The 26,522-nt window shown below is 58.8% G+C and carries 30 protein-coding genes; 17 read left to right on the forward strand and 13 right to left on the reverse strand.

Annotation, left to right across the window (positions count from 1 at the left end; all coding sequences use genetic code 11):
• Positions 1–77: 77 nt before the first annotated feature.
• Entirely contained in the window at positions 78–1,277 is a 1,200-nt protein-coding gene (locus AC2FJV_RS07830; RefSeq protein ID WP_281995461.1) for a cytochrome-c peroxidase, read from the reverse strand.
• A gap of 84 nt (positions 1,278–1,361) precedes the next feature.
• Between AC2FJV_RS07830 and AC2FJV_RS07835 the strand changes: the two genes are divergently transcribed.
• A complete protein-coding gene (locus AC2FJV_RS07835; protein ID WP_142637252.1) occupies positions 1,362–1,832 on the forward strand; it encodes a tetratricopeptide repeat protein in 471 nt (156 codons plus the stop codon).
• A gap of 31 nt (positions 1,833–1,863) precedes the next feature.
• Here the strand turns inward: AC2FJV_RS07835 and AC2FJV_RS07840 are convergent, their stop codons facing one another.
• Genes AC2FJV_RS07840 through AC2FJV_RS07865 form a run of 6 tightly spaced genes read right to left on the reverse strand, consistent with a single transcriptional unit; the run spans position 1,864 to position 7,440 of the window.
• Positions 1,864–2,925: a TRAP transporter substrate-binding protein gene (locus AC2FJV_RS07840; protein WP_142637250.1), complete on the reverse strand. Its 1,062-nt coding sequence runs from the start codon at positions 2,923–2,925 to the stop codon at positions 1,864–1,866.
• Between the two features lie 24 nt (positions 2,926–2,949).
• Positions 2,950–4,239 (reverse strand): TRAP transporter large permease, encoded by a 1,290-nt coding sequence (locus AC2FJV_RS07845; RefSeq protein ID WP_142637247.1) that lies wholly within the window; start codon positions 4,237–4,239, stop codon positions 2,950–2,952.
• Entirely contained in the window at positions 4,240–4,827 is a 588-nt protein-coding gene (locus tag AC2FJV_RS07850; protein ID WP_142637246.1) for a TRAP transporter small permease, read from the reverse strand.
• Between the two features lie 53 nt (positions 4,828–4,880).
• A complete protein-coding gene (locus AC2FJV_RS07855; RefSeq protein WP_185956692.1) occupies positions 4,881–5,396 on the reverse strand; it encodes a flavin reductase family protein in 516 nt (171 codons plus the stop codon).
• Positions 5,396–6,286 (reverse strand): aldo/keto reductase, encoded by an 891-nt coding sequence (locus AC2FJV_RS07860; RefSeq protein WP_496713308.1) that lies wholly within the window; start codon positions 6,284–6,286, stop codon positions 5,396–5,398. Before AC2FJV_RS07860 ends, AC2FJV_RS07855 begins: the two co-directional genes overlap by 1 nt.
• The gene (locus AC2FJV_RS07865) at positions 6,286–7,440 is read right to left on the reverse strand and encodes an LLM class flavin-dependent oxidoreductase (protein ID WP_496713310.1); all 1,155 of its coding nucleotides are present in this window, start codon (positions 7,438–7,440) and stop codon (positions 6,286–6,288) included. The genes AC2FJV_RS07860 and AC2FJV_RS07865 overlap by 1 nt, the downstream gene beginning before the upstream one ends.
• A gap of 107 nt (positions 7,441–7,547) precedes the next feature.
• Between AC2FJV_RS07865 and AC2FJV_RS07870 the strand changes: the two genes are divergently transcribed.
• From AC2FJV_RS07870 to AC2FJV_RS07890, 5 genes are all read left to right on the forward strand, one after another.
• Positions 7,548–8,258: a GntR family transcriptional regulator gene (locus tag AC2FJV_RS07870; protein ID WP_142637238.1), complete on the forward strand. Its 711-nt coding sequence runs from the start codon at positions 7,548–7,550 to the stop codon at positions 8,256–8,258.
• A 12-nt stretch (positions 8,259–8,270) separates the two neighbouring features.
• The gene (locus AC2FJV_RS07875; RefSeq protein WP_281973027.1) at positions 8,271–9,365 is read left to right on the forward strand and encodes a Gfo/Idh/MocA family protein; all 1,095 of its coding nucleotides are present in this window, start codon (positions 8,271–8,273) and stop codon (positions 9,363–9,365) included.
• A gap of 199 nt (positions 9,366–9,564) precedes the next feature.
• The gene (locus AC2FJV_RS07880; RefSeq protein WP_496713311.1) at positions 9,565–10,746 is read left to right on the forward strand and encodes a phosphoserine transaminase; all 1,182 of its coding nucleotides are present in this window, start codon (positions 9,565–9,567) and stop codon (positions 10,744–10,746) included.
• A 65-nt stretch (positions 10,747–10,811) separates the two neighbouring features.
• Positions 10,812–12,407 carry a phosphoglycerate dehydrogenase gene (gene serA / locus AC2FJV_RS07885; protein ID WP_142637232.1) on the forward strand — a complete coding sequence of 532 codons (1,596 nt, stop codon included), beginning with the start codon at positions 10,812–10,814 and terminating at the stop codon, positions 12,405–12,407.
• Between the two features lie 118 nt (positions 12,408–12,525).
• Positions 12,526–13,263, forward strand: a complete 738-nt coding sequence (locus AC2FJV_RS07890; RefSeq protein ID WP_496713313.1) for a metallophosphoesterase family protein — start codon at positions 12,526–12,528, stop codon at positions 13,261–13,263.
• On the opposite strand, the gene AC2FJV_RS07895 is transcribed toward AC2FJV_RS07890, so the two are convergent.
• Positions 13,250–14,767 (reverse strand): malonate--CoA ligase, encoded by a 1,518-nt coding sequence (locus AC2FJV_RS07895; protein ID WP_496713315.1) that lies wholly within the window; start codon positions 14,765–14,767, stop codon positions 13,250–13,252. The two genes, AC2FJV_RS07890 and AC2FJV_RS07895, sit on opposite strands and share 14 nt — an antisense overlap.
• 187 nt (positions 14,768–14,954) lie before the next feature.
• Here AC2FJV_RS07895 and serB point away from each other — a divergent pair, with 187 nt between their 5' ends.
• The 4 genes from serB to AC2FJV_RS07915 are packed head-to-tail and all read left to right on the forward strand — an operon-like array spanning position 14,955 to position 16,967.
• Positions 14,955–15,833, forward strand: a complete 879-nt coding sequence (gene serB, locus AC2FJV_RS07900; protein ID WP_496713317.1) for a phosphoserine phosphatase SerB — start codon at positions 14,955–14,957, stop codon at positions 15,831–15,833.
• A gap of 45 nt (positions 15,834–15,878) precedes the next feature.
• Positions 15,879–16,208, forward strand: coding sequence for an ArsR/SmtB family transcription factor (locus tag AC2FJV_RS07905; protein ID WP_142637223.1), 330 nt, complete (start codon positions 15,879–15,881; stop codon positions 16,206–16,208).
• Positions 16,196–16,624 carry an SRPBCC family protein gene (locus tag AC2FJV_RS07910; RefSeq protein ID WP_496692562.1) on the forward strand — a complete coding sequence of 143 codons (429 nt, stop codon included), beginning with the start codon at positions 16,196–16,198 and terminating at the stop codon, positions 16,622–16,624. Before AC2FJV_RS07905 ends, AC2FJV_RS07910 begins: the two co-directional genes overlap by 13 nt.
• Positions 16,625–16,646: 22 nt before the next feature.
• Entirely contained in the window at positions 16,647–16,967 is a 321-nt protein-coding gene (locus tag AC2FJV_RS07915; RefSeq protein ID WP_142637219.1) for a YciI family protein, read from the forward strand.
• Between the two features lie 5 nt (positions 16,968–16,972).
• Here AC2FJV_RS07915 and AC2FJV_RS07920 read toward each other — a convergent pair whose 3' ends face one another.
• Positions 16,973–17,971, reverse strand: coding sequence for an asparaginase (locus AC2FJV_RS07920; protein WP_142637217.1), 999 nt, complete (start codon positions 17,969–17,971; stop codon positions 16,973–16,975).
• Between the two features lie 178 nt (positions 17,972–18,149).
• Between AC2FJV_RS07920 and AC2FJV_RS07925 the strand changes: the two genes are divergently transcribed.
• From AC2FJV_RS07925 to AC2FJV_RS07945, 5 genes are all read left to right on the forward strand, one after another.
• Positions 18,150–18,683 (forward strand): invasion associated locus B family protein, encoded by a 534-nt coding sequence (locus tag AC2FJV_RS07925; protein WP_142637215.1) that lies wholly within the window; start codon positions 18,150–18,152, stop codon positions 18,681–18,683.
• Between the two features lie 175 nt (positions 18,684–18,858).
• A complete protein-coding gene (locus AC2FJV_RS07930) occupies positions 18,859–19,026 on the forward strand; it encodes a hypothetical protein (RefSeq protein ID WP_185956689.1) in 168 nt (55 codons plus the stop codon).
• A gap of 142 nt (positions 19,027–19,168) precedes the next feature.
• Positions 19,169–19,546: a lysozyme inhibitor LprI family protein gene (locus tag AC2FJV_RS07935; protein ID WP_496713319.1), complete on the forward strand. Its 378-nt coding sequence runs from the start codon at positions 19,169–19,171 to the stop codon at positions 19,544–19,546.
• A gap of 78 nt (positions 19,547–19,624) precedes the next feature.
• The gene (gene rlmN / locus AC2FJV_RS07940; protein WP_496713321.1) at positions 19,625–20,815 is read left to right on the forward strand and encodes a dual-specificity RNA methyltransferase RlmN; all 1,191 of its coding nucleotides are present in this window, start codon (positions 19,625–19,627) and stop codon (positions 20,813–20,815) included.
• 269 nt (positions 20,816–21,084) lie between these two features.
• Positions 21,085–21,666, forward strand: a complete 582-nt coding sequence (locus AC2FJV_RS07945) for a cytochrome P460 family protein (RefSeq protein ID WP_496713323.1) — start codon at positions 21,085–21,087, stop codon at positions 21,664–21,666.
• Between the two features lie 7 nt (positions 21,667–21,673).
• On the opposite strand, the gene AC2FJV_RS07950 is transcribed toward AC2FJV_RS07945, so the two are convergent.
• Both AC2FJV_RS07950 and AC2FJV_RS07955 read right to left on the reverse strand, forming a co-directional pair.
• Entirely contained in the window at positions 21,674–22,012 is a 339-nt protein-coding gene (locus tag AC2FJV_RS07950) for a hypothetical protein (protein WP_281973035.1), read from the reverse strand.
• Entirely contained in the window at positions 22,009–22,929 is a 921-nt protein-coding gene (locus AC2FJV_RS07955) for a DnaJ C-terminal domain-containing protein (RefSeq protein WP_271949567.1), read from the reverse strand. Before AC2FJV_RS07955 ends, AC2FJV_RS07950 begins: the two co-directional genes overlap by 4 nt.
• 160 nt (positions 22,930–23,089) lie before the next feature.
• Here AC2FJV_RS07955 and AC2FJV_RS07960 point away from each other — a divergent pair, with 160 nt between their 5' ends.
• Complete coding sequence (locus AC2FJV_RS07960) at positions 23,090–23,473, forward strand: hypothetical protein (RefSeq protein ID WP_142637207.1); 384 nt, start codon at positions 23,090–23,092, stop codon at positions 23,471–23,473.
• Here the strand turns inward: AC2FJV_RS07960 and AC2FJV_RS07965 are convergent, their stop codons facing one another.
• Together AC2FJV_RS07965 and AC2FJV_RS07970 are read right to left on the reverse strand one after the other, a co-directional pair.
• Positions 23,474–24,571 carry a cystathionine gamma-lyase gene (locus tag AC2FJV_RS07965; RefSeq protein ID WP_496689958.1) on the reverse strand — a complete coding sequence of 366 codons (1,098 nt, stop codon included), beginning with the start codon at positions 24,569–24,571 and terminating at the stop codon, positions 23,474–23,476.
• A gap of 3 nt (positions 24,572–24,574) precedes the next feature.
• Positions 24,575–25,417 carry an LOG family protein gene (locus tag AC2FJV_RS07970; protein WP_142637203.1) on the reverse strand — a complete coding sequence of 281 codons (843 nt, stop codon included), beginning with the start codon at positions 25,415–25,417 and terminating at the stop codon, positions 24,575–24,577.
• A 79-nt stretch (positions 25,418–25,496) separates the two neighbouring features.
• Between AC2FJV_RS07970 and AC2FJV_RS07975 the strand changes: the two genes are divergently transcribed.
• Positions 25,497–26,414, forward strand: coding sequence for a threonine/serine dehydratase (locus tag AC2FJV_RS07975; protein ID WP_496713325.1), 918 nt, complete (start codon positions 25,497–25,499; stop codon positions 26,412–26,414).
• Positions 26,415–26,522: the final 108 nt, after the last annotated feature.

Raw genomic sequence — 26,522 nt, forward strand, 5'->3', positions numbered from 1 at the left:
CAATGGACGCTTACGAAGAAGCCGCAGAGTAAACAGACGACAACCAGATCAGCCCCCGCAATGGCCAGGGGCTGATCTTATGGGATGAAATTGCCAGGAATCCCAAATGGCGGCGTCTTGATGCTGGTCCCGGTCAGACCATGCAGGAATTCCACAAGACTGGTGATTTCTGCATCTGTCAGGTCAATCTCTGGGATGTCGATCCGGCTGCGTAGGCGCGCCATTTCGAACTGATCGCCCCATACCGCGAAATCAATCTGTTCCAGCCACGGAATTTCGGGCAGGGCGGCCATGTCACGGGTCCAACGCGACAGGCTGCGTTCAGGGTTGAGGTGATGGCGGATCACGCTGTCGAGATCGGGAAAGGCCCCGTTATGGCCGTATGGTGCGGTTAGAGCGACATTGCGCAGCATCGGCGTTCGAAAGCGGTAGGCATCCTCAAGCCGATCACTTTCGCCCATGCGGCCAACATCGCGGACATTGGGATCCCATTGCCGGGTGCGGCCCGGGCCAAAGGGCGGCAAGGCCAGCGCGTGGAACTTCTGATCCGACATTAGGGGCCCGGCGTGGCAGGTGGAGCATTGCGCCTTGCCATAGAAAAGGGTCATCCCAGCCTTCTGAACCGGTGACAGCGCATCGGTGTTCCCTGCCAGATAATGATCAAAAGGGCTGTCGATACTGCGCCATTCGATAGCCATGAAGGCGGCCAGAGCATTGGCGATCTGGGTGATGGTTATGTCTTCGGATGTCTCGACTTCAGGGAAGGCTGCGATCATGGCCGGACCGTAGGCGGGGTCGGTGCGCACACGCTTGGCAAGGATCGGCCAGCCCTTGTCTATCCGGTCATGTACCGCGCCGGTCACCTCGTTTTCAGCCACATTTCCTGCCATCTCAAACTGCGAGGTCAGCGGGAACAGCGCCTGCGCGGCCAGCAGAGAATTCAATCCCGCGGGCAACCATTCCTGCGCCGGAGAGTTGAAGCCGTTGCCATAGACATCCGAGATACTCAGTCGTCCGTCATGGAAAACAGTATGGATGTCCTTTGCCCCGAGGTTCCAAAGGCCGGGCGAATTTCGGGGAATACGCTTGCGGATTTTGTCGGACCCAGTGCCCGGCGTGCGATCGGGGCCTAACCCCTGACCGCCTTCGCCAATACCCAGCGACAGGCCGTCGGATGTTCCGAAATCGGGATGGTGGCAATGGGCGCAGGCGATGTTTTGATTGCCCGACAGGATTGGATCGTAAAACAGTTGATGACCGATGGCTGCCTGTTCCATATCAAAGGACAGGAAATCATCATCGGTCAGCGGGCGTGGCAGCTCTTGCGCTGCGGCTGCGCCGGCGAAAAGGAAAGCAATCCCATGCGCCAGATTATATTTGCCCTGTGTATGCTTGCGACCCCTGCGCTGGCCGAGCTGGAACAGGCGCGTGACATGATGGAGGCCGGCGCGTTCGAGGCCGCGCGCGAGGAACTGCTGCCCGCCGCCCGATCCGGCAATGCCGAGGCCGAGGAATTGATCGGCGTGATGTACGGGTTGGGTCTTGGAGTCGAGCAGGATTATGAACGGGCCTTTGAATGGTATCTGCGCGCATCGATGAAGGGGCATCCGGGCGCACAATCGGGGATCGGCTGGTATTACGAACTGGGTCTGGGCATGCCTGCGCCCGATCTTGTGCGGGCTTACATGTGGTACACGCTCAGCGCCATTGGCGGCGATCCCGACGCGGCAATCAGCCTTGAGGAAGTGGTCAAGAAAATGTCGCAGGAGCAGATTGAAAGAGCCCATGTTCTGGTCAACGACTATAAAGGGTGGATGTACCCGTTTCGGTGAGGGTCGGGCCAAACGCCCGACCCTAAATGGCTTAGTTCAGGTCCGCGTCACGCGATGCGTTGACGTCTGCCTCGGCCGCTGCAACGGCTTCGGTGAGCGCGGTGAAGACCTCATCACCACGACCGACGTTGGTTTGGAACCACTCGTAGACCGGGGTTGCCGCCTCTTTGAACGCGGCTTTCTGCTCGGGGGTCGGCACGTACAGATCACCGCCACCGGCGACGAAATCCTCATAGGCCTGGATCGACTTGCGCTTGGGTGAGGCAAAGGTGGCCTGCTGCAGCGCATAGAACCCATCGACCACGACACGGCGCATGTCTTCGGGCATCTCCTGGAACTTGGCGTTATTCATCCACCACAGAGCGCCCATATAGGCATGGCCGTCCAGGGTGACATATTGCAGGCCTGCATCGGGGAATTTCATGCCCATGATGTCGGTGATGCCGTTCTTGGACCCTTCAACCACACCGGTTTGAAAGCTGGTGAACAGTTCCGGCCACGGGATCGGGGTGGGCGATGCACCCAAGGCTTTAACCAGCTCTTGTGGCAGGTCAGCGACCACGGTGCGGATTTTCAACCCTTCCATATCAGCTGGTTCAGCCACGCGACGCTGGGTGTTGGCAAAGTTGCGCCAGCCACCAGTGTTGCCGATGGTCATCAGACGGATCGCGCCGCCGGAATCCTCAAGCGCCATGTCGCGCATGGTGCGGGTGAAATCGCCGGATAGAACATGCTCGGCAATCCGGTCATCCGCCATAAGGTAGGGTAGGTCGAGGACCTGGACATAGGGAAAGATGCCTGACGCCCCGCCCGAGGTCGAGATATAGATGTCGATGGTTCCATCGGCCACACCCTGCAGGCATTCCGCGCCGTTCGAACACAGCTGCGTACCGATGAACAGCTCGACCTCGATCGCGCCGTTCGAAGCGGCTTCGACATAGTTCTTGAAAACGATTAGACCGTCATAATCCTCGTCATTTTCGTTCGAGTTGGCCGTGGCGCGCAGCGTATAATCCGCTGCCGTGGCCGCGATGGCTGATGCGGCGACCAGCGACGTGGCCACCGCTGCGGTTTTGATAAAGGTTCTGAGCATGCGTTTCCTCCCTGTGGAACTCAGTTAGTTGGCAAATCCCGTTATCCTCGGGATCGTCATGGATAATGCGGGGATGTAGGTGATCAGAAAGATCACGATGATTTCAACGGCCAGAAACGGCAGGATCGCCTTGGCAATGGTTTCAACCTTTTCGCGCGACACGGCGGCGGCCACGAACAGCACTAGCCCCATGGGGGGTGTGGCCAGACCAACGGTCAAGTTGACGCTCATGATGATGGCAAAGTGGATCGGGTCGACGCCGAGGCTGGTAAAGATCGGTCCCAGGATCGGCCCAAGAATGATGATCGCAGGCCCGGCATCCAAAAACATGCCGACAACGAACAAGAGCAGGTTGATCAGAAACAGCAGGATCAGCGGGTTTTCCGACAGGCTGAGGATCAGCGAGGCCAGCTGTTCTGGCGCATGGCTGAGGCTGACCACGGTTTTGAACGCCATGGCCGCCCCCACCAGCAGCAGAACGACGGCGGAGGTCAGGCCGGCATTGCTGAGGATCTCGGGCACTTCTTTGAGCGTCAGGGTGCGCAGGATGAAAAAGCCGATCAGAAAGGCATAGCCGACGGCCACCGCTGCGGCTTCGGTAGGTGTAAAGATACCGCCCAGAATACCACCCAGAATGATCACCGGAGTCAGCAGTGGAAAGAACGCCTTGAGGCTGGCCTGACCGCGTTCACCCCATGTGTATTTGCGGCTGGCAACGGGAAAATCATACTTGTCGGCCATGAATTTGATCATCAGCATCAGGCCAACGCCAACCATGACGCCCGGCACGATCCCAGCCAGAAACAGCGCCGCAACGCTTTCGCCCATCACATACGCGTAGATGATCATGATGCCCGAAGGGGGAATGATCGGACCGATCACCGAACTGGCCGCCGTGATTGCCGCGGCAAATTTGCGGGTATAGCCCTGCTTCTCCATCGCCGGGATCAGCATTGAACCCAGCGCTGATGTATCCGCCACGGCAGAGCCCGAGAGTCCCGCAAACAGGATCGAGCTGAGCACGTTCACATGCGCCAACCCGCCGCGAAAATGGCCCATCAAGGCTTGGCTGAATTCCACCAGACGGATGGTTATCCCGCCGCGGTTCATTAGCTCTCCGGCCAGCATGAAGAAAGGGATTGCCATCAGGGGAAAGCTGTCCATGCCGTTATAAACATTGCGGTACAGCAGGGTGATGTCATTGGATTGGCCATTTAGCCACAGCAGGATACCCGGGGCGGCCAAAAGGGCGAAAAAGACCGGCAGGCCGATCATCAGAAAGACAAGGAAAGTGGGCAGGAACCAAATCAACATCTATTCAGCCCCCACCGGTGCGTCGGCAATTTCAGGCAGCAGGTCTGCGCCACCCAATAGCGAGACAATCGCGCGCAGGATCAGCTCGACATTTACTACGATCAGAAGGGCCACCCCTACCAGCAGCGAGGCCATCATCCAGCTGCGCGGGACGCGGTACCATTCGTCAAAGCCAAATGAGGTGGGAATATACAAAGCGGCGGTTGCGAATTTGCCCCCGAACCCGGTCACTTCGGACCAGCCGATCTTAACCGCCACCAGCAGCACCGCCAGTGACACGAACAGCAGCGCGAGCATCAGTACCTGTCCCAATACGCGCGGAAGCATCAGGGGCACCATGTCGATGGCCACGAACCCGCCGCGGCGAAATGCGGTCGGGGCCATCAGACCCGTCATCCAGAGCATGCAGAACCGGGCGGCCTCATCCGGCCAGGGCAGTGCGTTGCCCAGCACATATCGGAAGAATACCTGAATCAGGATTGCAGTCACCATGAATGCAATCGCAACGACGCCAACCGCGCGGCCCAATCGCAGCACGGTTTCGTTCACGAATGCAATCGGCGCCAGCATCGTTGCCAGTCCGCCCATGCGTTTCCTCCCTATGTCAGCCGCGGGTTTGTCCCGCAGTCGTCAGAGCGCGCTTAGGACTGCGCGAATTGGCCGAGTTTTCCGGCATAGAAGGTCAGCGCGTCTCCATCGCTTATGCTGGCCTTCAGGACTTTGCCCACCACGATCACATGATCGCCTGCGTCGTGATAAGCGTGTTGTTCACATTCAAACCGTGCCAGACAATCCGGCAGCAGAGGGGTACCATTTGAGCAATGCCCATGGGCGATGTCTCGCAGCGCAAAGGCGTTTTTCGAGCAGCCGAAACACAGCTCGGCCTGTTCAGAGGACAATACATGAACGCTGAAATGGCGCGCCTTGTGGAAATAGGGGAAGCGGCGCGAGTTGCGGTCGCCGGCCCACATGATCAGGGGCGGGTCCAGCGATAGGGACGAAAAACTGTTGGCGGTGATGCAGACCGGGCCGTCCGTGCTGTTGCAGGTGACGATGGTAACTCCGGTGGCAAAGCGGCCAAACGCATCGCGCAGGGTTCGGGTGTCATCCTTGTGTGGGATGAAAGTATGGTTCATGTCCTGTGACATTGCATTCATCATGGTACCTCATGGCCCAGTGCCGCCTCATAAAGGCGGTACCAACTCTCGCGATCCAGATTGACTTTCAAGGCGTCCGAAATCTGTTTGATCCGGCCCAGATTGTTGGTGCCCAGCACCGGCAGGATGCCAGCAGGATGTGCCAGAAGGAAGGCCACGGCCACTGCGGCCCGGTCCACTCCGAATTCGGCTGCGATCTCATCCGCGACCACGCCGACCGGAGGGTTCCCGGCCATCAGCAGTCCGCCGCCCAGCGGCGACCACGCCATCACCGGCTGCCCATGCTGTTGATGAAACGCCAAGTCGCCATTGGTGAAGGGGCGGATTTCGCCCAGCGAGATCTCGATCTGGTTGGTGACCAGTTGGGTCTTCATCGCTGATTGCAGCAGGGTCCAGTCCCACGGGCGGAAATTCGATACGCCAACCGCGCCCACTTTGCCGCTGGCCACGACCTCGTCCAGCGCTGCGCCGGTCTCATGGTGGTCCATGAAGGGATCAGGGCGGTGGATCAGGAGCAGGTCGACATGGTCTATTGCCATTTCGGACAGCGAGGTGTCGACGGATTTCAGGATATGCGCACGCGACGTGTCATAATATTTTACCTTCGCATCCGCGTATCGGCCCATCGGCGCAACGATGTCGCATTTGGTGACGATCTCCATCCGCGCGCGCAGCGCCGGGTTGGCGCGCAGGGCGTTGCCCAAAACCGCCTCGGCTGCGTAACCGCCATAGATGTCGGCCTGATCGAATGTGGTGATGCCCTGATCCAGGCAGGCTTGTATCTTGGCTTCGACATGATCCGCCGAAGTGTCACTGTCATCACCCAAGCGCCACATGCCGTATACTAGGCGGCTCATTTCCAGCGTGTCTGAAAACTTTACACGTTGCATTAGCGGCGAACTCCGTTGCCCAGCGGGGTGGCTGGGATGGTTTTGGGCACGCGTCCGTATTCCTCGGGAAGCGAGCAGGTTTTCAGGTTGGGCATCACGCGGGCACCGAAATGGCGGGCCTCGTCCAGATGTGGATAGCCCGAGAAGATGAAGGCGCGGATGCCCATCTTTTGATAGTCTTCAATCTTGGTCATGACCTGATCGGTGGAGCCCACAAGCGCTGCGCCGCAGCCAGACCGCGCCCGGCCAACGCCGGTCCAAAGACCTGGCTCGACATAGCCGTATTCATCCGCCAGATCGCGGTTTTTGGCCTGATGCGCAACACCCAGCGAGGTGGAATCCAGCGCCCGTTCGCGGATGGCGCGACCGTATTCGTCGTCCAGCTTGGATACGATGTAATCAGCGTATTCCTGCGCTTCGGCCTCGGTATCGCGAACGATCATGTGAACGCGCAAGCCGTAATCCAGTGTCCGGTTGTAATTCTCGGCTACCGCATGAACCGCCTTCATCCGCCCGGCCAGTTGATCCTTGGTTTCTGGCCACATCAGATAGACATCGCAATGCTCTCCGCACAGTTCGAGCGCAGATGGGGAATAGCCGCCGAAATACAACAGTGGTCCGCCGGTCTGATAGGGTTTGGCTGGATCGGTGGTCAGGCCCGAGAAATTATAGACCTCGCCCGCATGGTTGATCTCATCCCGCGTCCAAGCCTGTTTCAGGATTTCGACGACTTCGCGAGAGCGTTGATAACGGAACGCGCTGTCTGCCTTTTCACCAGGAAAATCGGACGATATGATGTTGACCGTCAAGCGCCCCTGCAACATGTGATCCAGCGTCGCGATGGTGCGGGCCAGCATGATGGGCTGCATTTCACCGCAACGCACCGCGGCCAGCAGGTTGATCTTGTCGGTGATCGGTGCGCATCCAGAAACAAAGCTGAGCGTGTCCTGACCGACCTGATAGGATGACGGGCACAGGATGTTGCGAAACCCCTGTGCCTCGGCCTCTTTCACGATGGCGGAACAATGGTCCCAGCTGGACCGCAGATCGCCATCGGGCATCCCCAGAAACTGATAGTCATCCGAACACAGAGCCGAAAACCACGAGACCTCGGCCGCATTCAGATCGGGGGAGGTGATTGGGACGATCGTCATCTGAGTCGGTCTCCGCAATGGATTTGCTTTTTCTCTTGCGTAGCAATCACATTGATGTAGATCAATAGTGTATCAATTTTTCCTGTGACCAATCGAAGCGCCCCGACGTGCCCCCCACAAGCCGAAACCCCAATGCCCTTCCGATATATGTTCAGATTGCAGAACTGCTGATCCGCGATATTGCGGCCGGCCGTCTGATTGACGGTGAGCGCCTGCCGCCCGAACGGGACATGGCGGCGGACCTGAATGTCTCGGTCGGGACCCTGCGAAAATCGCTGTCCGAGCTTGAGAAAAAAGGGATGTTGGAACGCATTCAGGGCTCGGGCAATTACATCCGTGAGACCGGAACGCAGAACAGCGTCTATGCGATGTTCCGGCTTGAGCTGCCCGAAGGGGGCGGTTTGCCAAGCGCGGATATCCTGTCGGTCGATCATCTGGAAAAGCCTGCCAATCTGCCCGGGTTCGGAGCCGCGGCCACGGGGTCGCGCGTGCGCCGGATGCGCTATTTGAATGACACAATCATCGCGGTCGAAGAGATATGGCTCGACGAATCAGTGGGTTTGATCGACGGCAACCTGCTGTCTGACTCGCTGTATCGCTATTATCAGCAGCAGTTGGGGTTCTGGATCACGCGGGCCGTAGACAGGGTTTCAATCGCCGCGCTGCCCGATTGGACACCGACGGGCTTTACCAAGCCCTTCGGGCAGACGGTCGGGTATATCGAGCGGTTCAGCTGGTCAGAACAGGTCGAACCCGTCGAATTCTCTAAAACTTGGTTCGATCCGGATCGGGCCACCTATGTTCAACGCTTGAAGTAAAAGGAAACGCGCATGACCCGGACCATCAATTACGGGCTGATCGGATGCGGCATGATGGGGCAGGAGCACCTGCATAATATCGCTCTGCTGGATGGCACGCGCGTGGCGGCAATCTATGAGCCCGACCCGCAGATGGCCCACGCCGCGCAAGAGATCGCGCCCGAGGCTGTGATGGTGGGGTCGGTGGCTGACCTTCTGGCGGTCGAGGATCTGGATTGCCTGGTCATCGCCAGCCCGAACCACCTGCATGTGGATCAGATCTGCGACATCGCGGCGATGCGCCCACTGCCCCTGTTGGTGGAAAAGCCGCTTTTTACCGATCCGCAGGATGCGGCGCGGCTGGAAACGGTGCAGCGTGACTATCCCCATCCAATCTGGGTGGCGATGGAATATCGCTATATGCCTCCGATTGCCGCTTTGATCAAAGGGCTCCAATCCACCGGCGGGGTGCAGATGCTGACGATCCGAGAACATCGATTTCCCTTTCTGGAAAAGGTCGGCAACTGGAACCGGTTCAACCGCAATACCGGCGGCACATTTGTCGAGAAATGCTGCCATTTCTTCGACCTGATGCGGCTGATCCTTGGGTCCGATCCGGTGCGGATCACCGCCAGCGGTGGGCAGGCGGTAAACCATCTGGACGAAAGCTATGATGGGGAAACGCCGGATATTCTGGATCACGGTTATGTTCTGGTTGATTTCGCCAACGGCACGCGGGCGATGCTGGAACTGTGCATGTTCGCCGAAGGATCGCGGTACCAAGAGGAAATCTCGGCCACAGGACAACTGGCCAAGATCGAGGCGCTGGTGCCGGGGCCGGGGCGCTTTTGGCCCGATCATCTGGGTGAGCCGCCGGTGCCGCAGGTGATTGTCAGCCCGCGTAATCCGAAGGGGCCGGTGTCACAAGACATCCCCGTCGATCCGCGCCTGCTGGCCGCCGGGGACCACAATGGATCGACCTATTACCAGCATCAGGGGTTCCTTGCGCTTGTCCGCGGCGAAAGGGCCGCGCCGGATGTGACGCTGCAGGATGGTCTGTGGGCCGTTCGTATGGGGTTGGCGGCACAACAGGCGCTGGCAACGGGTGAAGCCGTTCGGTTGACCTGATAGGCAACAAGGACGATGCGCTGAGCCGGTGACGAAATTGCGCCTATCGGAAACGCGCTCCCCCAACTTGCGCATAAAAACCTGTCGTTTTTGATTTCTAATGGGTCTTTTTCGCTTGTTGATGCTGCATCTGCACCCTAGCTCTGTCCGTGGGACACCCCTCCCCAACGAGGGGCGTGTATCTGGAAGGGTAATACACATGACTATCGAACAACCGGCATCGAATGACGCCGTGCGCAAACCTGAAACGCGGCCGGCAAATCCGCGCTTTTCCTCGGGGCCCTGCGCCAAACCCCCCACATTTGACCTGACCAAACTGGCTGACGCAGCGCTTGGCCGTTCGCATCGCGCTGCTGTTGGCAAGGATAAGCTGAAAGCGGCCATCGACGGTACGCGTGAAGTGCTGGGCATTCCAGCAGATTACAAGATCGGCATCGTTCCCGCGTCTGACACTGGCGCGGTTGAGATGGCGCTGTGGTCGCTGTTGGGTGAACGCAAGGTCGAGATGCTGGCCTGGGAAAGTTTTGGCGCGGGATGGATCACGGATGTGGTCAAGCAGCTAAAAATCGACGCCGAAGTGAAAACAGCCGATTATGGGCAGATCATCGATCTGGCCTCGGTCAACTTCCTCCATGACGTGGTCTTTACATGGAACGGCACGACTTCGGGCGTGCGGGTGCCAAACGGTGACTGGATCGCGGAAGACCGTCAGGGTTTGACGATCTGCGATGCGACTTCGGCGGCCTTCGCGATGGACCTGCCGTGGGACAAGTTGGATGTGACCACGTTTAGCTGGCAGAAAGTTCTGGGCGGAGAGGCGGCGCATGGGATGCTGATCCTTTCCCCGCGCGCTGTGGAGCGGCTTGAAAGCTATACCCCCGCATGGCCATTGCCCAAGATTTTCCGCCTGACCAAGGGCGGTAAGCTGATCGATGGTATCTTTACTGGCGCCACGATCAACACCCCGTCGATGCTGGCGGTTGAGGACTATCTGTTCGCATTGGATTGGGCGCGCTCAGTTGGTGGTCTGCAGGGATTGATTGGCCGGGCCGATGCGAATGCCGGTGCGGTGCATGCGTTCTGCGAGCAGAATGGCTGGATCGCTAACCTGGCTGACGACCCGGCGACGCAGTCGAATACGTCTGTCTGTCTGAAATTCACCGATGCGCGCATCCGGGACGGCGCAGCCTTTGCCAAGGCCGTTGCAAAGCGGTTGGAGGCCGAGAATATCGCGTTGGATATCGGGGCTTATCGCGACGCACCTGCGGGTCTGCGTATCTGGTGCGGCGGCACGGTCGAAACTTCGGATATCGAAGCGATGTTGCCCTGGCTAGCCTGGGCCTTCGAGGCTGAGCTCGCAGCACAAACTGAAGCCGCCTGATCTTTCCCAATCTTCACCGGGCCGCCTCAGGCCCGGACATCTCATTACATTCAAGGACCACAGACATGGCTCCCAAAGTACTCGTTTCTGACAAACTCAGTGAAACCGCTGTTCAGATTTTCCGCGACCGCGGCATCGACGTGGATTTCATGCCCGATCTGGGCAAGGACAAAGATAAACTGGCCGAAGTGATTGGCCAATATGACGGCCTTGCCATCCGCTCGGCTACCAAGGTCACGCCGACCTTGCTGGAACATGCGGACAAGCTGAAAGTCATAGGTCGCGCCGGCATCGGCACCGACAATGTCGACAAGGATGCCGCCAGCAAGAAGGGCGTCATCGTGATGAACACGCCCTTTGGCAACATGATCACCACAGCCGAGCACGCGATTGCGATGATGTTCGCCGTGGCGCGGCAGATCCCCGAGGCCAGCACTTCGACCCATGCGGGCAAATGGGAAAAGTCCAAGTTCATGGGGATCGAGCTGACCAACAAAACCTTGGGCGTCATTGGTGCGGGCAATATTGGCGGGATCGTCTGCGAACGCGCCCTGGGCCTGAAAATGAAGGTTGTCGCCTATGATCCCTATCTGGGCGAAGAGAAAGCCGCCAAGATGGGTGTTGAAAAGGTTGAACTGGATGAGCTGCTGTCGCGTGCCGATTTCATCACCTTGCATGTGCCGCTGACCGATCAGACTCGCAACATTCTCAGCCGCGAAAATCTGGCCAAGACCAAGCCTGGCGTGCGCATCGTCAACTGTGCCCGCGGCGGTCTGGTCGATGAAGAGGCGCTGGCCGAGGCTCTGCAATCCGGTCACGTTGCCGGTGCCGCCTTTGACGTGTTCAGCGAAGAACCGGCCAAGGACAACGCGCTGTTCAACCTGCCCAATGTCGTCTGCACCCCGCATCTGGGTGCCGCCACGACCGAGGCGCAGGAAAACGTGGCGCTGCAGGTGGCCGAGCAGATCTCGAACTATCTGCTGACCGGCGCGGTGGAAAACGCGCTGAACATGCCCAGCGTGACGGCGGAAGAGGCCAAGGTCATGGGGCCCTGGATCAAACTGGCCGGGCATCTGGGCGGTTTCATCGGTCAGATGACGGATGAGCCGATCAAGGCGATCAACATCCTCTATGATGGTGTTGCGTCGGAAATGAACCTTGCCGCTTTGAACTGCTCGGCTGTTGCCGGGATCATGAAGAAGTTCAATCCCGAGGTGAACATGGTTTCGGCCCCGGTTGTGGCCAAGGAACGTGGTATTCAGATTTCGACCACCAATCAGGACAAGTCTGGCGCCTTCGAGGGCTATATCAAGGTGACCGTCGTGACCGAGAAACGCGAGCGTTCGATCGGCGGAACCGTGTTCAGCGATGGCAAGCCGCGCTTCATTCAGATCAAAGGCATCAATATCGACGCCGAGGTGGGCGCGCACATGCTCTATACCACGAACGAAGATGTGCCGGGTATCATCGGTGCGTTAGGTCAGGCCATGGGTGAGCACAGCGTCAATATCGCGAACTTTACCCTCGGACGCACCGAGGCAGGGGGGGAGGCGATTGCCTTGCTTTATGTTGATGAACCCGTACCAGCCGAAGCGCGGGCAAAGCTGGCCGAAACCGGCCTGTTCACGCAAATCAAACCGCTGGAGTTCGACGTTGCCTGAGGCGGTGTTGAATATCTGAGACACTTCATACCCGCGTCTTCCAAGGCGTGGGTATTTTCTTTTCCTGGCCGCCAAGACGCGTCACAAGCAGGGTGTTCCTGTTGATTTAGGGTTTTCCATGTCCTCGCCAATTTATGCAATCGGTGACATCCACGGCCAGCTCGGCATGCTGCAGGTTGCGCTGTCGCGGATCGAGGCCGATGGCGGGCCAGATGCAAAGATTGTGTTTCTGGGTGACTATGTCGACCGGGGCCCGGACAGCCGCGCCGTGTTGGACCTGCTGATCGAAGGCCAAAAGGCGGGGCGCAACTGGGTCATGGTCAAGGGCAACCACGACCGAATGATGGCTCGCTTCGTGCAAGAGCGCGAAATTGCAGATAAGCAACTGCCCGTCACGCTGAACTGGCTGAACCCACGGCTGGGTGGTCGGGAAACGCTGGCCTCCTACGGGGTTGAAGTCACGGACAATGACCGCATCTATCAGGTCCATGAACGGGCCTGTGCCGCCGTACCGCCAGCACATCTGGATTTCATCAACGCTTTGCCAGTTTACCATCAAGAGGATGAGCTGCTGTTCGTCCACGCTGGCATCAGGCCCGGTCTTCCACTGTCGCAGCAATCCGAAGATGACCTGGTTTGGATACGGCAGGAATTTTTGGTTGAATCTGGCCCGCACCCCTGGCTGATCGTGCATGGTCACACCCCTGTGGATACGGCGGAACATTGCGGCAATCGGATCAATTTGGATGCGGGCGCGGGCTATGGTCATCCGTTGGCCACTGCCGTGTTCGAGGGCCGTGATTGCTGGTTGCTGACCGCACAGGGGCGCGCGCCGCTGAGACCTAGTCTTCGGTAAACAGGTCTTTGTAAGCTTCGCGTAGCGCGTTTTTTTGCACTTTGCCCATCGTATTGCGCGGCAATTCGTTCAGCACTATCAGCTTGCGGGGATGTTTGAATCGCGCCAGTTGGGTCTGTGAGCTTGCCATGATGGCCTCGAGGTCGGGCGACTTGTTTGGTTCGGCTACCAACAGGCCCAACACGGTTTCGCCGAAATCCGGATGGGGCACGCCGATAACTGCGCTTTCCAGAACACCGAGCTGGTCGTCCAGCACCAGTTCGACCTCTTTGGGATAGATGTTGTACCCGCCCGAGATGATCAGGTCCTTGCCGCGTCCGACGATATGGACATAGCCGTCCGCGTCCACACGTCCAAGGTCGCCGGTGATAAAGAACCCGTCCTCGCGCAACTCTGCTGCGGTCTTCTCGGGCATTTCCCAATAGCCCTGAAAGACGTTGGGGCCACGCACCTCGATCATGCCGATTTCGCCCTGTGGCAAGGTTTCACCCGTCTCTGAGTCGGTCACTTTGAGCTCAACGCCCGGCAAGGGGAACCCCACGGATCCGGCGCGGCGTTCACCGTCATAGGGGTTCGAGGTGTTCATGTTGGTCTCGGTCATACCGTAGCGTTCAAGAATGCGGTGCCCGGTGCGGGCCTCAAACTGCTGATGCGTTTCGGCCAGCATTGGGGCCGAGCCCGAGATGAACAGCCGCATATGACGTGCCAGATCGCCGGTGAACCGGTCGTCATCCAACAGACGGGTGTAGAAGGTCGGAACCCCCATCATCGCGGTTGCATCAGGCAAATGCCGCAGTACCTCATCCAGATCGAATTTCGGCAGAAAGATCATCGACCCGCCCGAAGCCAGTACCACGTTGGTTGCCACGAACAGCCCATGAGTGTGAAAGATTGGCAGAGCATGCAGCAACACGTCATCGTCGGTAAACCGCCATTCCCGTACCAATGTTTCGGCATTCGACAGCAGATTGGCCTGTGACAACATCGCGCCCTTGGATCGGCCGGTCGTGCCGGACGTGTACAGGAAGGCGGCCAGATCATCCTCGGTGCGGTTGACCGGCTCGAAAGCAGGCAGCATACCCAGCGCACGCCGCATCAGGCTGCCGGATCCATCAGCGTTTAGCGTTTCAAGCCGTGCCTTCTGGGCGGCGGCGACGGGTGCCAATCCAGCCCTATTTACATCATCGCAGACCACCAGCGCAGCGCCGCTGTTTTCAATGAAATAGCTCAGTTCGCTGACCGTATAGGCAGTGTTGAGTGGCAGAAAAACCAGACCGGTCTGCACACAAGCAGCAAACAGCGCAAGCGCTTCGGGCGACTTTTCCACCTGAACCGCAACGCGTTGTCCGGGTTCGAGCTCAAAGCCGATTAGGGTATTGGCCAACCGAGATGCCATGTCCAGGAAATCAGAATGGGTCAGCACCTGACCGTTGGGCAGATGCAGGAAAGGCGTCTCTTTGCCCGCGTGAATGCCAAACAAGCGATCGTAAAGCAGGTTGCCCATTTACCGAGTTCCTTTCTGTCCAGTCCTGGCGAATCTGTCTTGGAATGGCGTGCTGGTAAAGCCCTGAATGGCGCAATCGGTCGCCGTTCTGTCCGCATGATGTGCCAGAGGTTGCTGCGGACAAACTGTCTTCTGGCGATCGGGGGCTATCTGCGTTAATCGCAGGTGAATTCGCCGGAGATAGACTATGTATGTTGCCACCCTGTTGACCAATCCCGAAACGCGAACGCTGGATTTGGCGCTGGTCGAGTCGCTGCGGAATGCCTGGGGCGGGGCCGAGATCATCTGGCTCAGCCCGGATGAGGCGGCAGAGTTCGCGCTGCAGGACCTTCCGGGCAACCAATGGGATGTCTGGGGTGATTTGCAGAAGCTTGGCGTTGACCTGATCGTGCAGCCTGCCGAGGGGCGGCGCAAAAAGATGCTGTTGGCGGATATGGACAGCACCATGATCCAGCAGGAATGCATCGACGAATTGGCGGATGAGGCCGGGGTCGGCGACCGCGTCAAGGACATCACCGCCCGCGCAATGAATGGCGAATTGGATTTCGAAGGCGCGCTGACCGAACGGGTCGGGTTGCTGAAAGGGTTGGATGAGGCTGTGATCGGCAAGGTTCTGGCCGAACGCATCACCTTGATGCCCGGCGGCAAGGAGCTGGTCGCGACGATGCGCGCGAATGGCGTCTATGCGGCACTGGTCTCGGGCGGGTTCACGGCGTTTACTGCCAAGGTGGGCAGTGAATTGGGGTTTGACGAAAACCGTGCCAACACTCTGCTGGCCGAAAACGGCAAGCTGACCGGCGATGTGCAGCGACCGATTCTGGGACGACAGGCCAAAGTCGACGCGCTGGAACAGATTACCAAGCGTTTGGGCCTGTCCGAAAACGATGTGATCGCTGTGGGTGACGGGGCAAATGATCTGGGTATGTTGGACCGGGCCGGAACCGGGGTTGCGCTGCATGCAAAGCCTTCGGTCGCGGAACAATGCGAAGTGCGCGTCAACCATGGCGATCTGACCGCGCTTTTGTATCTGCAGGGCTATGCGCGGCAGGAATTTGCCCAAGCCTGAAAACCGGGGCTTTCCTTTATTTAACAAAAATGTTAAACAGTGGTCATGAATACGCTTCTGACCACATTCTCCGCATTGTCCGACGCCACGCGGTTTTCCATCGTTGAACAGTTGATGCAGGACGGAGAGCAGCCCGCGGGCGACCTGATCGAAGGGCGCGGCATGTCGGGTGCTGCGGTCTCGCGCCACCTGAAGGTTTTGCGTGAGGCCGGGCTGGTTCGGCAACGGGTGCAGGGCACCCAGCGGATGTATTCGATCCGCCCCGAAGGTCTGTACGCGATCGCGGAGTGGACCATTTCGAAACGGCAATTCTGGGAAAGCAGTCTGGATCGTCTGGGCGATGCTATTGAAAGGGATACCTCATGGCCGATCTAAAGCTGGAGCGCACGTTCCCGATACCGCCAGAGGATCTGTTTGCGTGGATCACTGTCGCAGAACGGCTGTTGCAATGGTGGGGCCCCGAAGGGGTGCATGTGCCCGAACATACTCTCGATTTTTCGCGCGTTGGTCCGTGGTATTCGGTCATGCAGAATGGCGAGGGCCAGCGGTTCAAGGTCTCGGGCCATGTGACCCATGTCGATCCGCCCAATTCGGTTGGCTTCACCTGGGGCTGGCATGACGATCAGGATCAGCGCGGGGCCGAAAGCCATGTAACGCTGCGGATCGAAGCCGCAGGCGGCGGCGCTCGGCTGGTGGTCGATCACCGCGACCTGGGGGATGACGAGATCGCCGCAAACCACGAGAAAGGCTGGACCTCGACGCTGAACAAGCTGGCCGGTCTGGTGCAATAAGTTTTCATCTGGGAGGAAAGAAATGCCACAGTTTCTGTTTGTCTATCACGGCGGGACCACGCCATCGGACCCGGCCGAAGTCGAAGCAACCATGGCCGCCTGGGGCGCGTGGTTTCAGAATATGGGCCCGTCACTAGAAATACCCGGCAACCCGGTGGGCCAGTCCTATACCGTCAGCTCGGGCGGTGTGGTCGACAATGGCGGTGCCAACCCGGTATCCGGCTTTACCGTGATCAAGGCCGACAGCATCGACGCCGCCAATGAAATGGCCAAGGGATGCCCCATGGTCGTAAACGGGTCAGGCTCGGTCGAGGTGGCCGAGATTCACGAGATTGAGATGTAGCGGCCCTAGCCGGGGAAACCCGGCGCGGGTCGGATCACGCCACATTCCAGCCCGCGACGGCTGTATTGCGTGGCGTTCATAAAGGTGCGGGTGGCCGGGTGATCGGCCTCCAGTACGCCGAGGCTGACCAGAATGGCAGCAATGGCGCATTCGCTGGCACGGGTGGCGCCATCGGTGATCTTCAGCGCGACGCCCATGCGTTTTTCAGGGATGATGGCGATGAATACGGCCTCGGCCCCGGTCTTGATCGCGGCGCGCCCGTTCATGGCGCGCATCAGCTCGGTACAGGCGCGCGTCTCTCCGGCCACCAGCTCGGGATGTTTGATCATCGCCGCGGTCAGGTGTTGTGCCGCATCGCTGGCCCGGTCCGACCGGTCCGCCGCCGAGGCAAACCACGCCATCGACCGTGCCATCCCCACCAGCGAGGTGGCAAAGTTCGGGGCGGAACAGCCATCGATGCCATAGCCAGGGCTGGTTTCGCCGGTGGTTTCTTCCAGCGCGGACAAACAGGCCTGTTGAACCGGGTGGTCGATTTCAAGATATTCCGGCCCGGCGCCCATATGCTGTGCTACCGTCAAAAACCCGCAATGTTTGCCCGAGCAGTTGTTGTGGATCTGACAGGGCGTGTCGTCGGCAAGTATCAGCCCGTCGCGCGCCGCCATATCCTGAGGCTCTTGCGGCCCACAGCGCAAATCGGGTTCAGCCAGGCCCAGATGGTCCAGCCAGGACGTTACCCTGTCTGTGTGAATATGCGCGCCGTTATGCGAGGCACAGGCCAATGCCAGATGCTCGCTGTTCAGCCCGTATTTCGCGGCCGCCCCCGATGTAATCAACGGCAGGGCCTGTATCATCTTGGCCGAAGACCGGGGGTAGATTATCGCCTCCGGGTCGCCCCAGCTGCGCACGATCTGACCAGTGTCATCACAGATAACCGCATGTCCCAGATGCAGGCTTTCCAGTAAAGGCCCCCGCCATAGTTCGGTCATTGCTACAGGCTGCGTCATCGGGACCCTCCTAAACATGCGCAAAAAACTGCCAACCGCCCTTTCGCCTATGGCGAAACTTGCGATAGTGTGTGTATGTCGGCAATCACCGGAAGACGCAACTTACAGACGAACCGTCAGGGTTCGCGAGCCTTCCCGGTGGGTATGAGGTATTAGGTCGAGCTAGGAGGCTGGACAGATGGGATCAAAGCTCGTCCGCGTAATCGCGGGCCTGTGCGTGGCAGGGATGACAACGGCTGCTACCGCTCAGCAGGCAGACAGCACCAATAGAGTATCCGTAAACACCGACTGGAGTGTGTTTGTGGAAGAGGACCCAACCGAATGCTGGAGCGTTGCAACGCCGGATGAAACCGTCAACACGCGCGGCGGGCGCGTTGTTTCGGTGAGGCGCAGCGACATCCTGCTGTTTGTCGTATTCAGACCTGATCCCGATGTGAAGGGGCGCGTTTCATTCACCGGGGGCTATCCGTTTGCCGCGGGATCGACCGTATCTGTATCCATCGACGGAAACAGCTTCGAATTCAGCACCGAAGGCGAATGGGCCTGGCCCGCGTCAGAGGGTGATGACCAAAAAGTAATCGCTGCCATGAAAAGCGGTACCGAAGCAGTGCTGACCGCCCGGTCCGAACGCGGCACTCAGACCAAAGATACTTTCTCATTGCTGGGCTTCACAGCCGCTTTAGACGACGCCGAGAAACGCTGTACCAACTGAGCGCGCCAGCGCTCGGGCAGTGGCCAGGCTTGCAAAGTGGTGCCAGTTTCGCAGGATAGGACCGCCCTCCTTCATAGCTTAACTTAACGTCATCTATAAATTTGATCTGCGTCAATGCTCCGCGCTCTGAAATACTGAACTAATCGGTTCAAGCAGAGAGAAAAGGAGAGCATCGATGCAGAAGAAAGTTTTGGGCCTGTTTGTGCTGACCGCCGTCGTATTGCTGAGCGCTTGTGATAAATCCGCTGAGACATACCCGGTTTCGGGAGAGCAATGTGGGCCAAACGATCCGGTCAAAACGCTGGACGCCGAGGATTGCTTTATTCCACCAGCAGGTGCGTGATCCAATACGGCTGGCCTGGAAACGTCCGGGCGGCATAAGAGTTCGAAGGACCGCGGGGTTGATCCCCGCGGTTTTTTGTAACCTCTGGCGTCGCTATGCTAAGCTGAGCGCGTTAGTTTAACGACCCTTCGAGGAGTATGTCATGCGTTTGGTGATACTGGCTGTTTTAACCCCCACGTTGGCTGTGGCGGATCCTGCAATGGAATGCACGAACGCAAGTTCACAAGTCGAAATCGGATCTTGCGTTGCCAGTATGGAAGCGGGGGTTGAGGCCGCGCTGACCGATAGTTTTGGCTTTGCCATGGATGCAGCCAACGCGTTGGACGAGGTGACCGGACGGACAAGCGCGGCGCCTGCGATGGAGGCGGCGCAAAGCGCGTGGGTCGGGTATCGTGATGCGCAGTGCGAGGCGGTCGGCGCGTCTTTTGGTGGTGGGTCGGGAACCGGCATTGGTATCACCTCTTGCCGGATTGAATTGGGGCGCCTGCGGATTGACGAATTGCTGCGTTTTGCAAATTAGGCGCGACGAATTCTTTTGATCTTTGCGCGCAGTCCTATATAGAGGCGCATTCCAAGCCAGAATCTTCGAGACCCACCTATGTCGCCCAAAGCGCCGATCACTCAAGACGTCATGACCATCCCCCGCAAATTGCCGGAGGGGAAGGTGAACCTTGTCGGGTTGACCCGGGATCGCCTGCGCGAGACCCTGATCGAACACGGCACGCCTGAAAAACAGGCCAAGATGCGCACGGGCCAGATCTGGCAGTGGATTTACCAATGGGGTGTGCGCGACTTTGCCGAGATGACCAATCTGGCTAAAGCCTATCGCACCCTGCTGGCCGAGCATTTCGTGATCGAAATCCCCGAGGTTGTGACCCGACAGGTGTCCGAGGATGGCACACGCAAGTATCTGGTCCGTATTGCTGGCGGCCATGAGGTCGAGGTGGTCTATATTCCCGAGGACGATCGCGGCACGCTGTGTATCTCGTCTCAGGTCGGTTGCACGCTGACTTGTTCCTTCTGCCATACAGGCACGCAGAAACTGGTGCGCAACCTGACGGCGGCGGAAATTGTCGGTCAGGTGATGATGGCGCGGGATGATCTTGACGAGTGGCCGGTACCGGGTGCGCCCAAGGACGAAACCCGCCTGCTGTCGAACATCGTTCTGATGGGTATGGGCGAGCCTCTTTACAATTTTGAGAACGTCCGCGACGCGATGAAAATCGCGATGGACCCCGAAGGTATCTCGCTGTCTCGCCGCCGGATTACCCTGTCGACATCGGGCGTGGTGCCCGAGATTGCGCGTACCGCGAAGGAAATCGGCTGCCTGCTGGCAATTTCGTTCCACGCGACGACCAATGAAGTCCGCGATGTGCTGGTGCCGATCAACAAACGCTGGAATATCGAAGAGTTGCTGCAGGCTTTGGCCAGCTATCCCAAGGTTTCCAATTCGGAACGGATTACGTTTGAATACGTGATGCTTGATGGTGTGAATGACAGCGATGAGGATGCGCATCGTCTGATCGAACATATCAAGCGCCACAAAATCCCGGCCAAGATCAATCTGATCCCGTTCAACGAATGGCCCGGCGCGCCGTATAAGCGCAGCTCAAACAATCGTATTCGGGCTTTTGCCAATATCATCTATCAGGCCGGGTATGCCTCGCCCATCCGCAAGACGCGGGGCGAGGACATTATGGCGGCCTGCGGTCAGCTGAAATCGGCCACCGAACGCGCCCGTAAATCGCGCAAGCAGATTGAGGCCGAGGCCGGTCTCGACCGCGGATAAGCGGCTGAATAGAAGAGCGTCGCAAAATTAATTTTTGGGGCGCTGTCTATCGAATGCAAAATTTGATATGTTTCATTGGCTAGGTGTGGATGCACCAGGCTCACTTGCGCACAATAGGGTGAGTTCGGTGGCTGGCATGTGGCAAATTCGTTCACGGCGGCTACCTTGTATTTCAGCTCCGTGTGCCGATTGCGGCATAACAGGTTACGAGTTGGGTTATCTCTATGATGTTTCGATTGAAAATTCCGTACTTTAATTTTGTTTTAGTTTTGGCTTGTGCGGCCGTCGCCGTAACTGATGTTGTTGCGCAGTCAAATGATGAGGATGCTCATCTGGCTATCGAAAATCCGGCTGATCTGACCAAGGACGACGCGCGTGAAATTTATGACTCGTTGCAGCGCCGGATGGCACGCGGCTATGCCGCAGCGCAGTTGGATCTGCTTCTGAATTACCAAAACTGGCCGCTGTACAACGATGCGCCCTATATATCTGAAACCCATGGTCGGCGATTTGTGAACAGCTATGCAAACCGGATGGCGTATAATTATGCAACCTTGACGGAAGGCGAAAAGCTTCCGGTGGGGTCTGTGCTGGCCAAGGACAGCGTGACCGTTACGGATGAGGGGAAAAGCCATCCCGGCGCGATGTTCGTCATGCAGAAACTGGCCGAGGGCGCCAACCCTGCTACGGCTGATTGGCGTTATATCATGGTCATGCCGGATGGGTCATTGTTTGGGGACACGATGGGGGATCGCGCCAACGCAGTTGCGTATTGCCACGATTGCCACGAGGCGGTTGCCGACCGAGATTACACATTCTTCGTTCCCGAAGAATATCTGGTCGACAATTAGGCCTCTCTCACCCAAATCTCGCGGTGCCGATCACTTTGATCAGTTGCTGACGAACCGGATCTGGCTGCGCTGCGACGGCGTTCAGGACCTCTCGAAGTTCTGCGCGCAACCCATGCATCTGGTCGATCAGGGAAATCATCATCGACACTGCGTCTGCCTCCATTTCGTATTGGTCGTGCAACTCGCAGGCCAACTCCAGCCGGGCAACGTCGAGGCTGTGATAGACCAATCCGCGATCTGTTTGTTCGGGGATCACGATTTCGGCGGCCAGATATTCTGTCAATCGGGTCGAAGTCAGCCGGGCTACGGCGGTGATCAGTTCCTCTTCGGTCAGGGTGCGGGTCATGACGGCATTCCTTTGCGTGGGTCATAGCGGTGGGTTTCTCGCCATGAATCCATAAATTGCCTCAACTCATCATCGATTTGATCGGGCATTGAAATGGTCAGCTCGATCAACTGGTCGCCCCGTTCGGCCGAGCCGCGCTTCTTCACGCCCTTACCCCGCAAGCGCAGGGTTCTGCCGCTGCTGGTTCCCGCCGGGACGGTCACGTTTACACCCCCATCGATCGTGGGCGCCGCCACTTTGCCGCCCAGCACCGCCTCATCAATCGTGATGGGCAGCGTGATGTGAATGTCATTTCCCTGACGGTCGAATACCGGATGATCCGCGACTGATACTGTCACCAGCGCATCGCCGCGCGGCCCCTCACCATAGCCAGCGGCACCCTTGCCCCGCAGGCGAATGGTCTGACCGCTTGTGATCCCTGCGGGTATCTTGACCTCGATCCGGTCCCCATCCGGCAGGGTCAGTTTCTGGCTGGCGCCAAACACCGCATCCAGAAAGCTGATCTGAAGCGTGAAGTTCAGATTGTGGCCGGGCGCGTGAAACTCGCGGCCGCCTTGCCCACCAAATCCGCCGCGACCCCGCATGAATTCGGCAAAGATATCCGACATGTCGTCGGGGTCCGTCGCCTGCCCGCGATAGGGGTTGCCGGCGGCTTCGGCGTAATCGCGATAGTATTGCTGTTGCGGGCGTTCCTGTCCCGAGGCATCAATCTCACCATTGTCATAGCGTTTGCGCGTCTCAGGATCTTTCAACAGATCATAGGCCGCGGCGGCGGCCTTGAACTTGGCTTCGGCCTCGGCGTCCCCGGGTTTCAAGTCCGGGTGGCATTCCTTGGCAATGCGCCGATACGCTTTTTTGATTTCAGCGTCGCTGGCATCTTTGGCCACGCCAAGTGCGGCATAGGGATCGTCGCTCATCTCACCTCTCATGGATGGGGGAAGGGCTGATCATGATGAAGGTATTTTATCACGTGATTTCAACAGGTCAAAAAGAACCGGTGGCTAAATTGGTTCGCAAGTTTCGTAATCTCTGATACTATCAGGCTGTTTCATATTATTCATTGACGGAGATTAGCCGATGACGCGCAGACTTAAATCGGTTCTGGCCTTGCTGGCGGGCAATGCCATTGGGTTAATGTTGGCCGCTTTGCTACTGACCGGTTTTGCAATCAAGCCGATTTCATTCATCGTTGTGGTGATCGTATTCACGCTGGTGCAGGTGGTGGCCGAGCCGCTAATCCTGAAGTTGGGTGAGAAAAGGGCGCCTTCGTTGAAAGGCGGGATCGCGTTGATCGTGACCTTTGTCGGCCTGCTTGTGACCGATCTGGTGACCAATGGGCTGACGGTTGGCGGAATTTCCAACCTGCTGGCTGCGACACTGCTGGTCTGGCTGGGCGCGCTGATCGCCAGCGTAGTGCTGCCGATCTACGTGTTCACCGAGCTGCGCACGCCCAAAAAGTAATTACAGTGCGTTCAGGCTGGCATCGATTGCCTGCCAAAGCTCAACCACCGGCTCGCATCCCACGGACAGACGGACAAAAGCGGGGTCAACGTCGTCGCCCCAACGGGCGCGGCGCTCGGCCGAGCTATGAACGCCGCCAAAAGACGTCGCAGGGCGCAGCATTGGACAGGTGTTGATGAAGGTTTCGGCCTTGGCCTGGGTTTCCAACGTGATCGAAAGAAGGAATCCGAACCGCGTGGTCTGAGCCTGTGCCAAGGTGTAGGACGGGTCGCCCGGCAGGCCGGGATAGCGGATGTATTTTACAGCTGGATGCGCTGCCAACCGTTCCGCCAACACCTGGGCCGAGCTGCACATCCGGTCGAACCGAACATCCAACGTTTCCAACCCGCGATGCAGCAACCAGGCCTCGTGCGGACCGGGGATCGCGCCAGAGACACGCCGCCATTCCTCGACCCGCTCCATGATATCTGCGTTCCGGCTGGCCACATGTCCCATCAGCAGATCGGAATGCCCGCCCATGGCCTTGGTGTCCGAGGATACGACGATGTCTAGGCCCATATCCAACGGGCGTTGGCCCAGTGGCGTCAGGGTTGTGTTGTCGGCAATGGTGATGCCGCCTGCCGCGCGCACGGACGACGCGATGGCTGGCAGGTCCATCATATCCAGGCCAGGGTTCGAGGGGCTTTCGACAAAGACCACATCGAAGCCGTCGAACCCACCTTCGGAAAAGGCGGTTGTCGGGCGTTCTGTCACTATGACACCCAGACCAGACAGAAATCGGTCGGCCAGCACGCGGGTGACGTAATAGCCATCCGACGGGATTAGGATGCGCGACCCGGCTTTGACCGTGGCAAACAACGCGGCCGAAATCGCCGCCATGCCCGACGGGAAAGCCAGGCAGGGGGCGTCTTCAAGATGGGCGAGAACCTGTTCCAGATGTTCCCAGGTTGGGTTGTTGACGCGACCGTAGAAATCATGCCCGTCCGGCGCGCCGGGCAGGTGGAACATACTGCTTTGGGTCAGGGGCAGGGCCACGGGCTCGCCCTTGGTCAGTGCGTTGCCCCGCAGATGCAGCATCTCGCCGGTCTTGCGCCCCATCGTTTAGCGCCCCGGTATTTCGTCACGGGGCGGGGTGGGTTCCCATTTCTCGATTATGTCGACCGCCTCTTGCGCGGTATCGACGAACCGGAACAGGTCCAGATCCTCGTCCGAGATGGTGCCGGCGTCGGCCAGCGCCTCCCAGTTGATGACCTTTTCCCAGAACGCGCGACCGAATAGCAGGAAAGGCACGCGCTCCATACGGCCGGTTTGAATCAGGGTCAGGGACTCGAACAGCTCATCCATGGTGCCAAAGCCGCCGGGGAAGATGGTGATGGCGCGGGCGCGCATCAGGAAATGCATCTTGCGGATGGCGAAATAGTGGAAGTTAAAGCTGAGCTCGGGCGTAACGTACAGGTTCGGTGCCTGTTCATGCGGCAGCACAATGTTGAGACCGATGGAACAGCCGTTCGCATCCTGTGCGCCGCGGTTACCAGCCTCCATCACGCCGGGGCCACCGCCGGTGACGATTACATTCTCGCGCCCGCCGGTTTCGTTCGATTTCTCGGTCATCAACCGGGCAAACTCGCGCGCTTCGTCGTAATATTCCGACAGCCCGGCCAGCGTTTCCGTCCGCGCGGTGTGTTTCTGTGACGGCTCAGGGATACGCGCGCCGCCGAACATGACGATGGTCGAGGTGATCTCACGCTCGGTCATGATCATCTCGGGCTTGAGCAGTTCCAGCTGCAAGCGCACCGGGCGCAGCTCATCCCGGCACAGGAAATCCTCATCGGCAAAGGCAAGGCGATAGGCGGGTGAGCGGGTTTGCGGGGTGTCGGGTACCTCGCTTGCGGTCGAACGGTCGGTCTGCGCGTCGCGAAACGGGCTGAGGCGGTCTTCTCTCATGGGGTAACGATCCCTGCTTGCGTGTTTTCCAAACAGCTATAGGGTTCGGGCGCAGAGTGCCAGTCACGGAAAGATGAGAATGAATTGGAAGAGCGAAATACTGGCGGCACAGCACCGCATAACCGGCTATGCACAAGTGACGCCAGTCATGGAAAGCCGTGCCTTGGGTCTGGGTTATTCGGTGGAAATGAAGCTGGAGCATATGCAGCACACCGGCAGTTTCAAGGCGCGCGGGGCGTTTAACACTCTGATCAGCACGGATGTGCCTGAGGCTGGTGTTGTGGCCGCATCGGGCGGCAATCACGGCGCAGCGGCCGCCTTTGCCGCGCAGGCGCTGGGCTATCCGGCCAAGATTTTCGTGCCCGAACTGGCGGGGCCATCCAAGATCGCGCTGATCGAACAGACCGGCGCGGATTTGAGCGTGATGCCGGGTGAATATGCCAACGCCTTGACAGCCGCGCGGGCGCATGAGGAGGCCACGGGCGCGATGCAGATCCATGCCTATGACGCGCCTGCAACCGTTGCTGGACAGGGCACTTGCTTTGCCGAGTGGGAGGCGCAGGGCCTGCAGGCCGATACCGTATTGATCGCGGTGGGCGGTGGCGGCCTGATCGCCGGGGCGCTGGCCTGGCTGCAAGGCACGCGCAAGGTCGTGGCGGTTGAGCCAGAAACCTCCTGCGCGCTGAATGCAGCCCTGCAGGCGGGAGAACCGGTGGATGTATCCGTCTCGGGCATTGCGGCAAATGCGCTGGGCGCGCGGCGGATCGGCTCGATTTGTTTCGATCTGGCACAGGGCGTGCAATCAGTTCTGGTCAGTGATGAGGCCATCGCGAAGGCGCAGAAGGCCCTGTGGCGGGCGCATCGGATTCTGGTGGAACCGGCAGGCGCAACCGCCTTGGCTGCGCTGCTTTCGGGGGCTTACACGCCAGAGCCGGGCGAGCGGGTGGCGGTGCTGATCTGCGGCGGAAATATCTCACCGGACCCTCTGAACGGCTGAAACCGCAACAAACAGCCGCAAAGCGTGCGCTCAGCGTCGCATTGCAGCCAGTCCGTCGCTTGCGTATAGGCAACACAAGCGTGAACAGAATCTGCAGGGAGCCGCCAA

The sequence above is a fragment of the Ruegeria sp. CDSA241 genome (assembly GCF_059611265.1).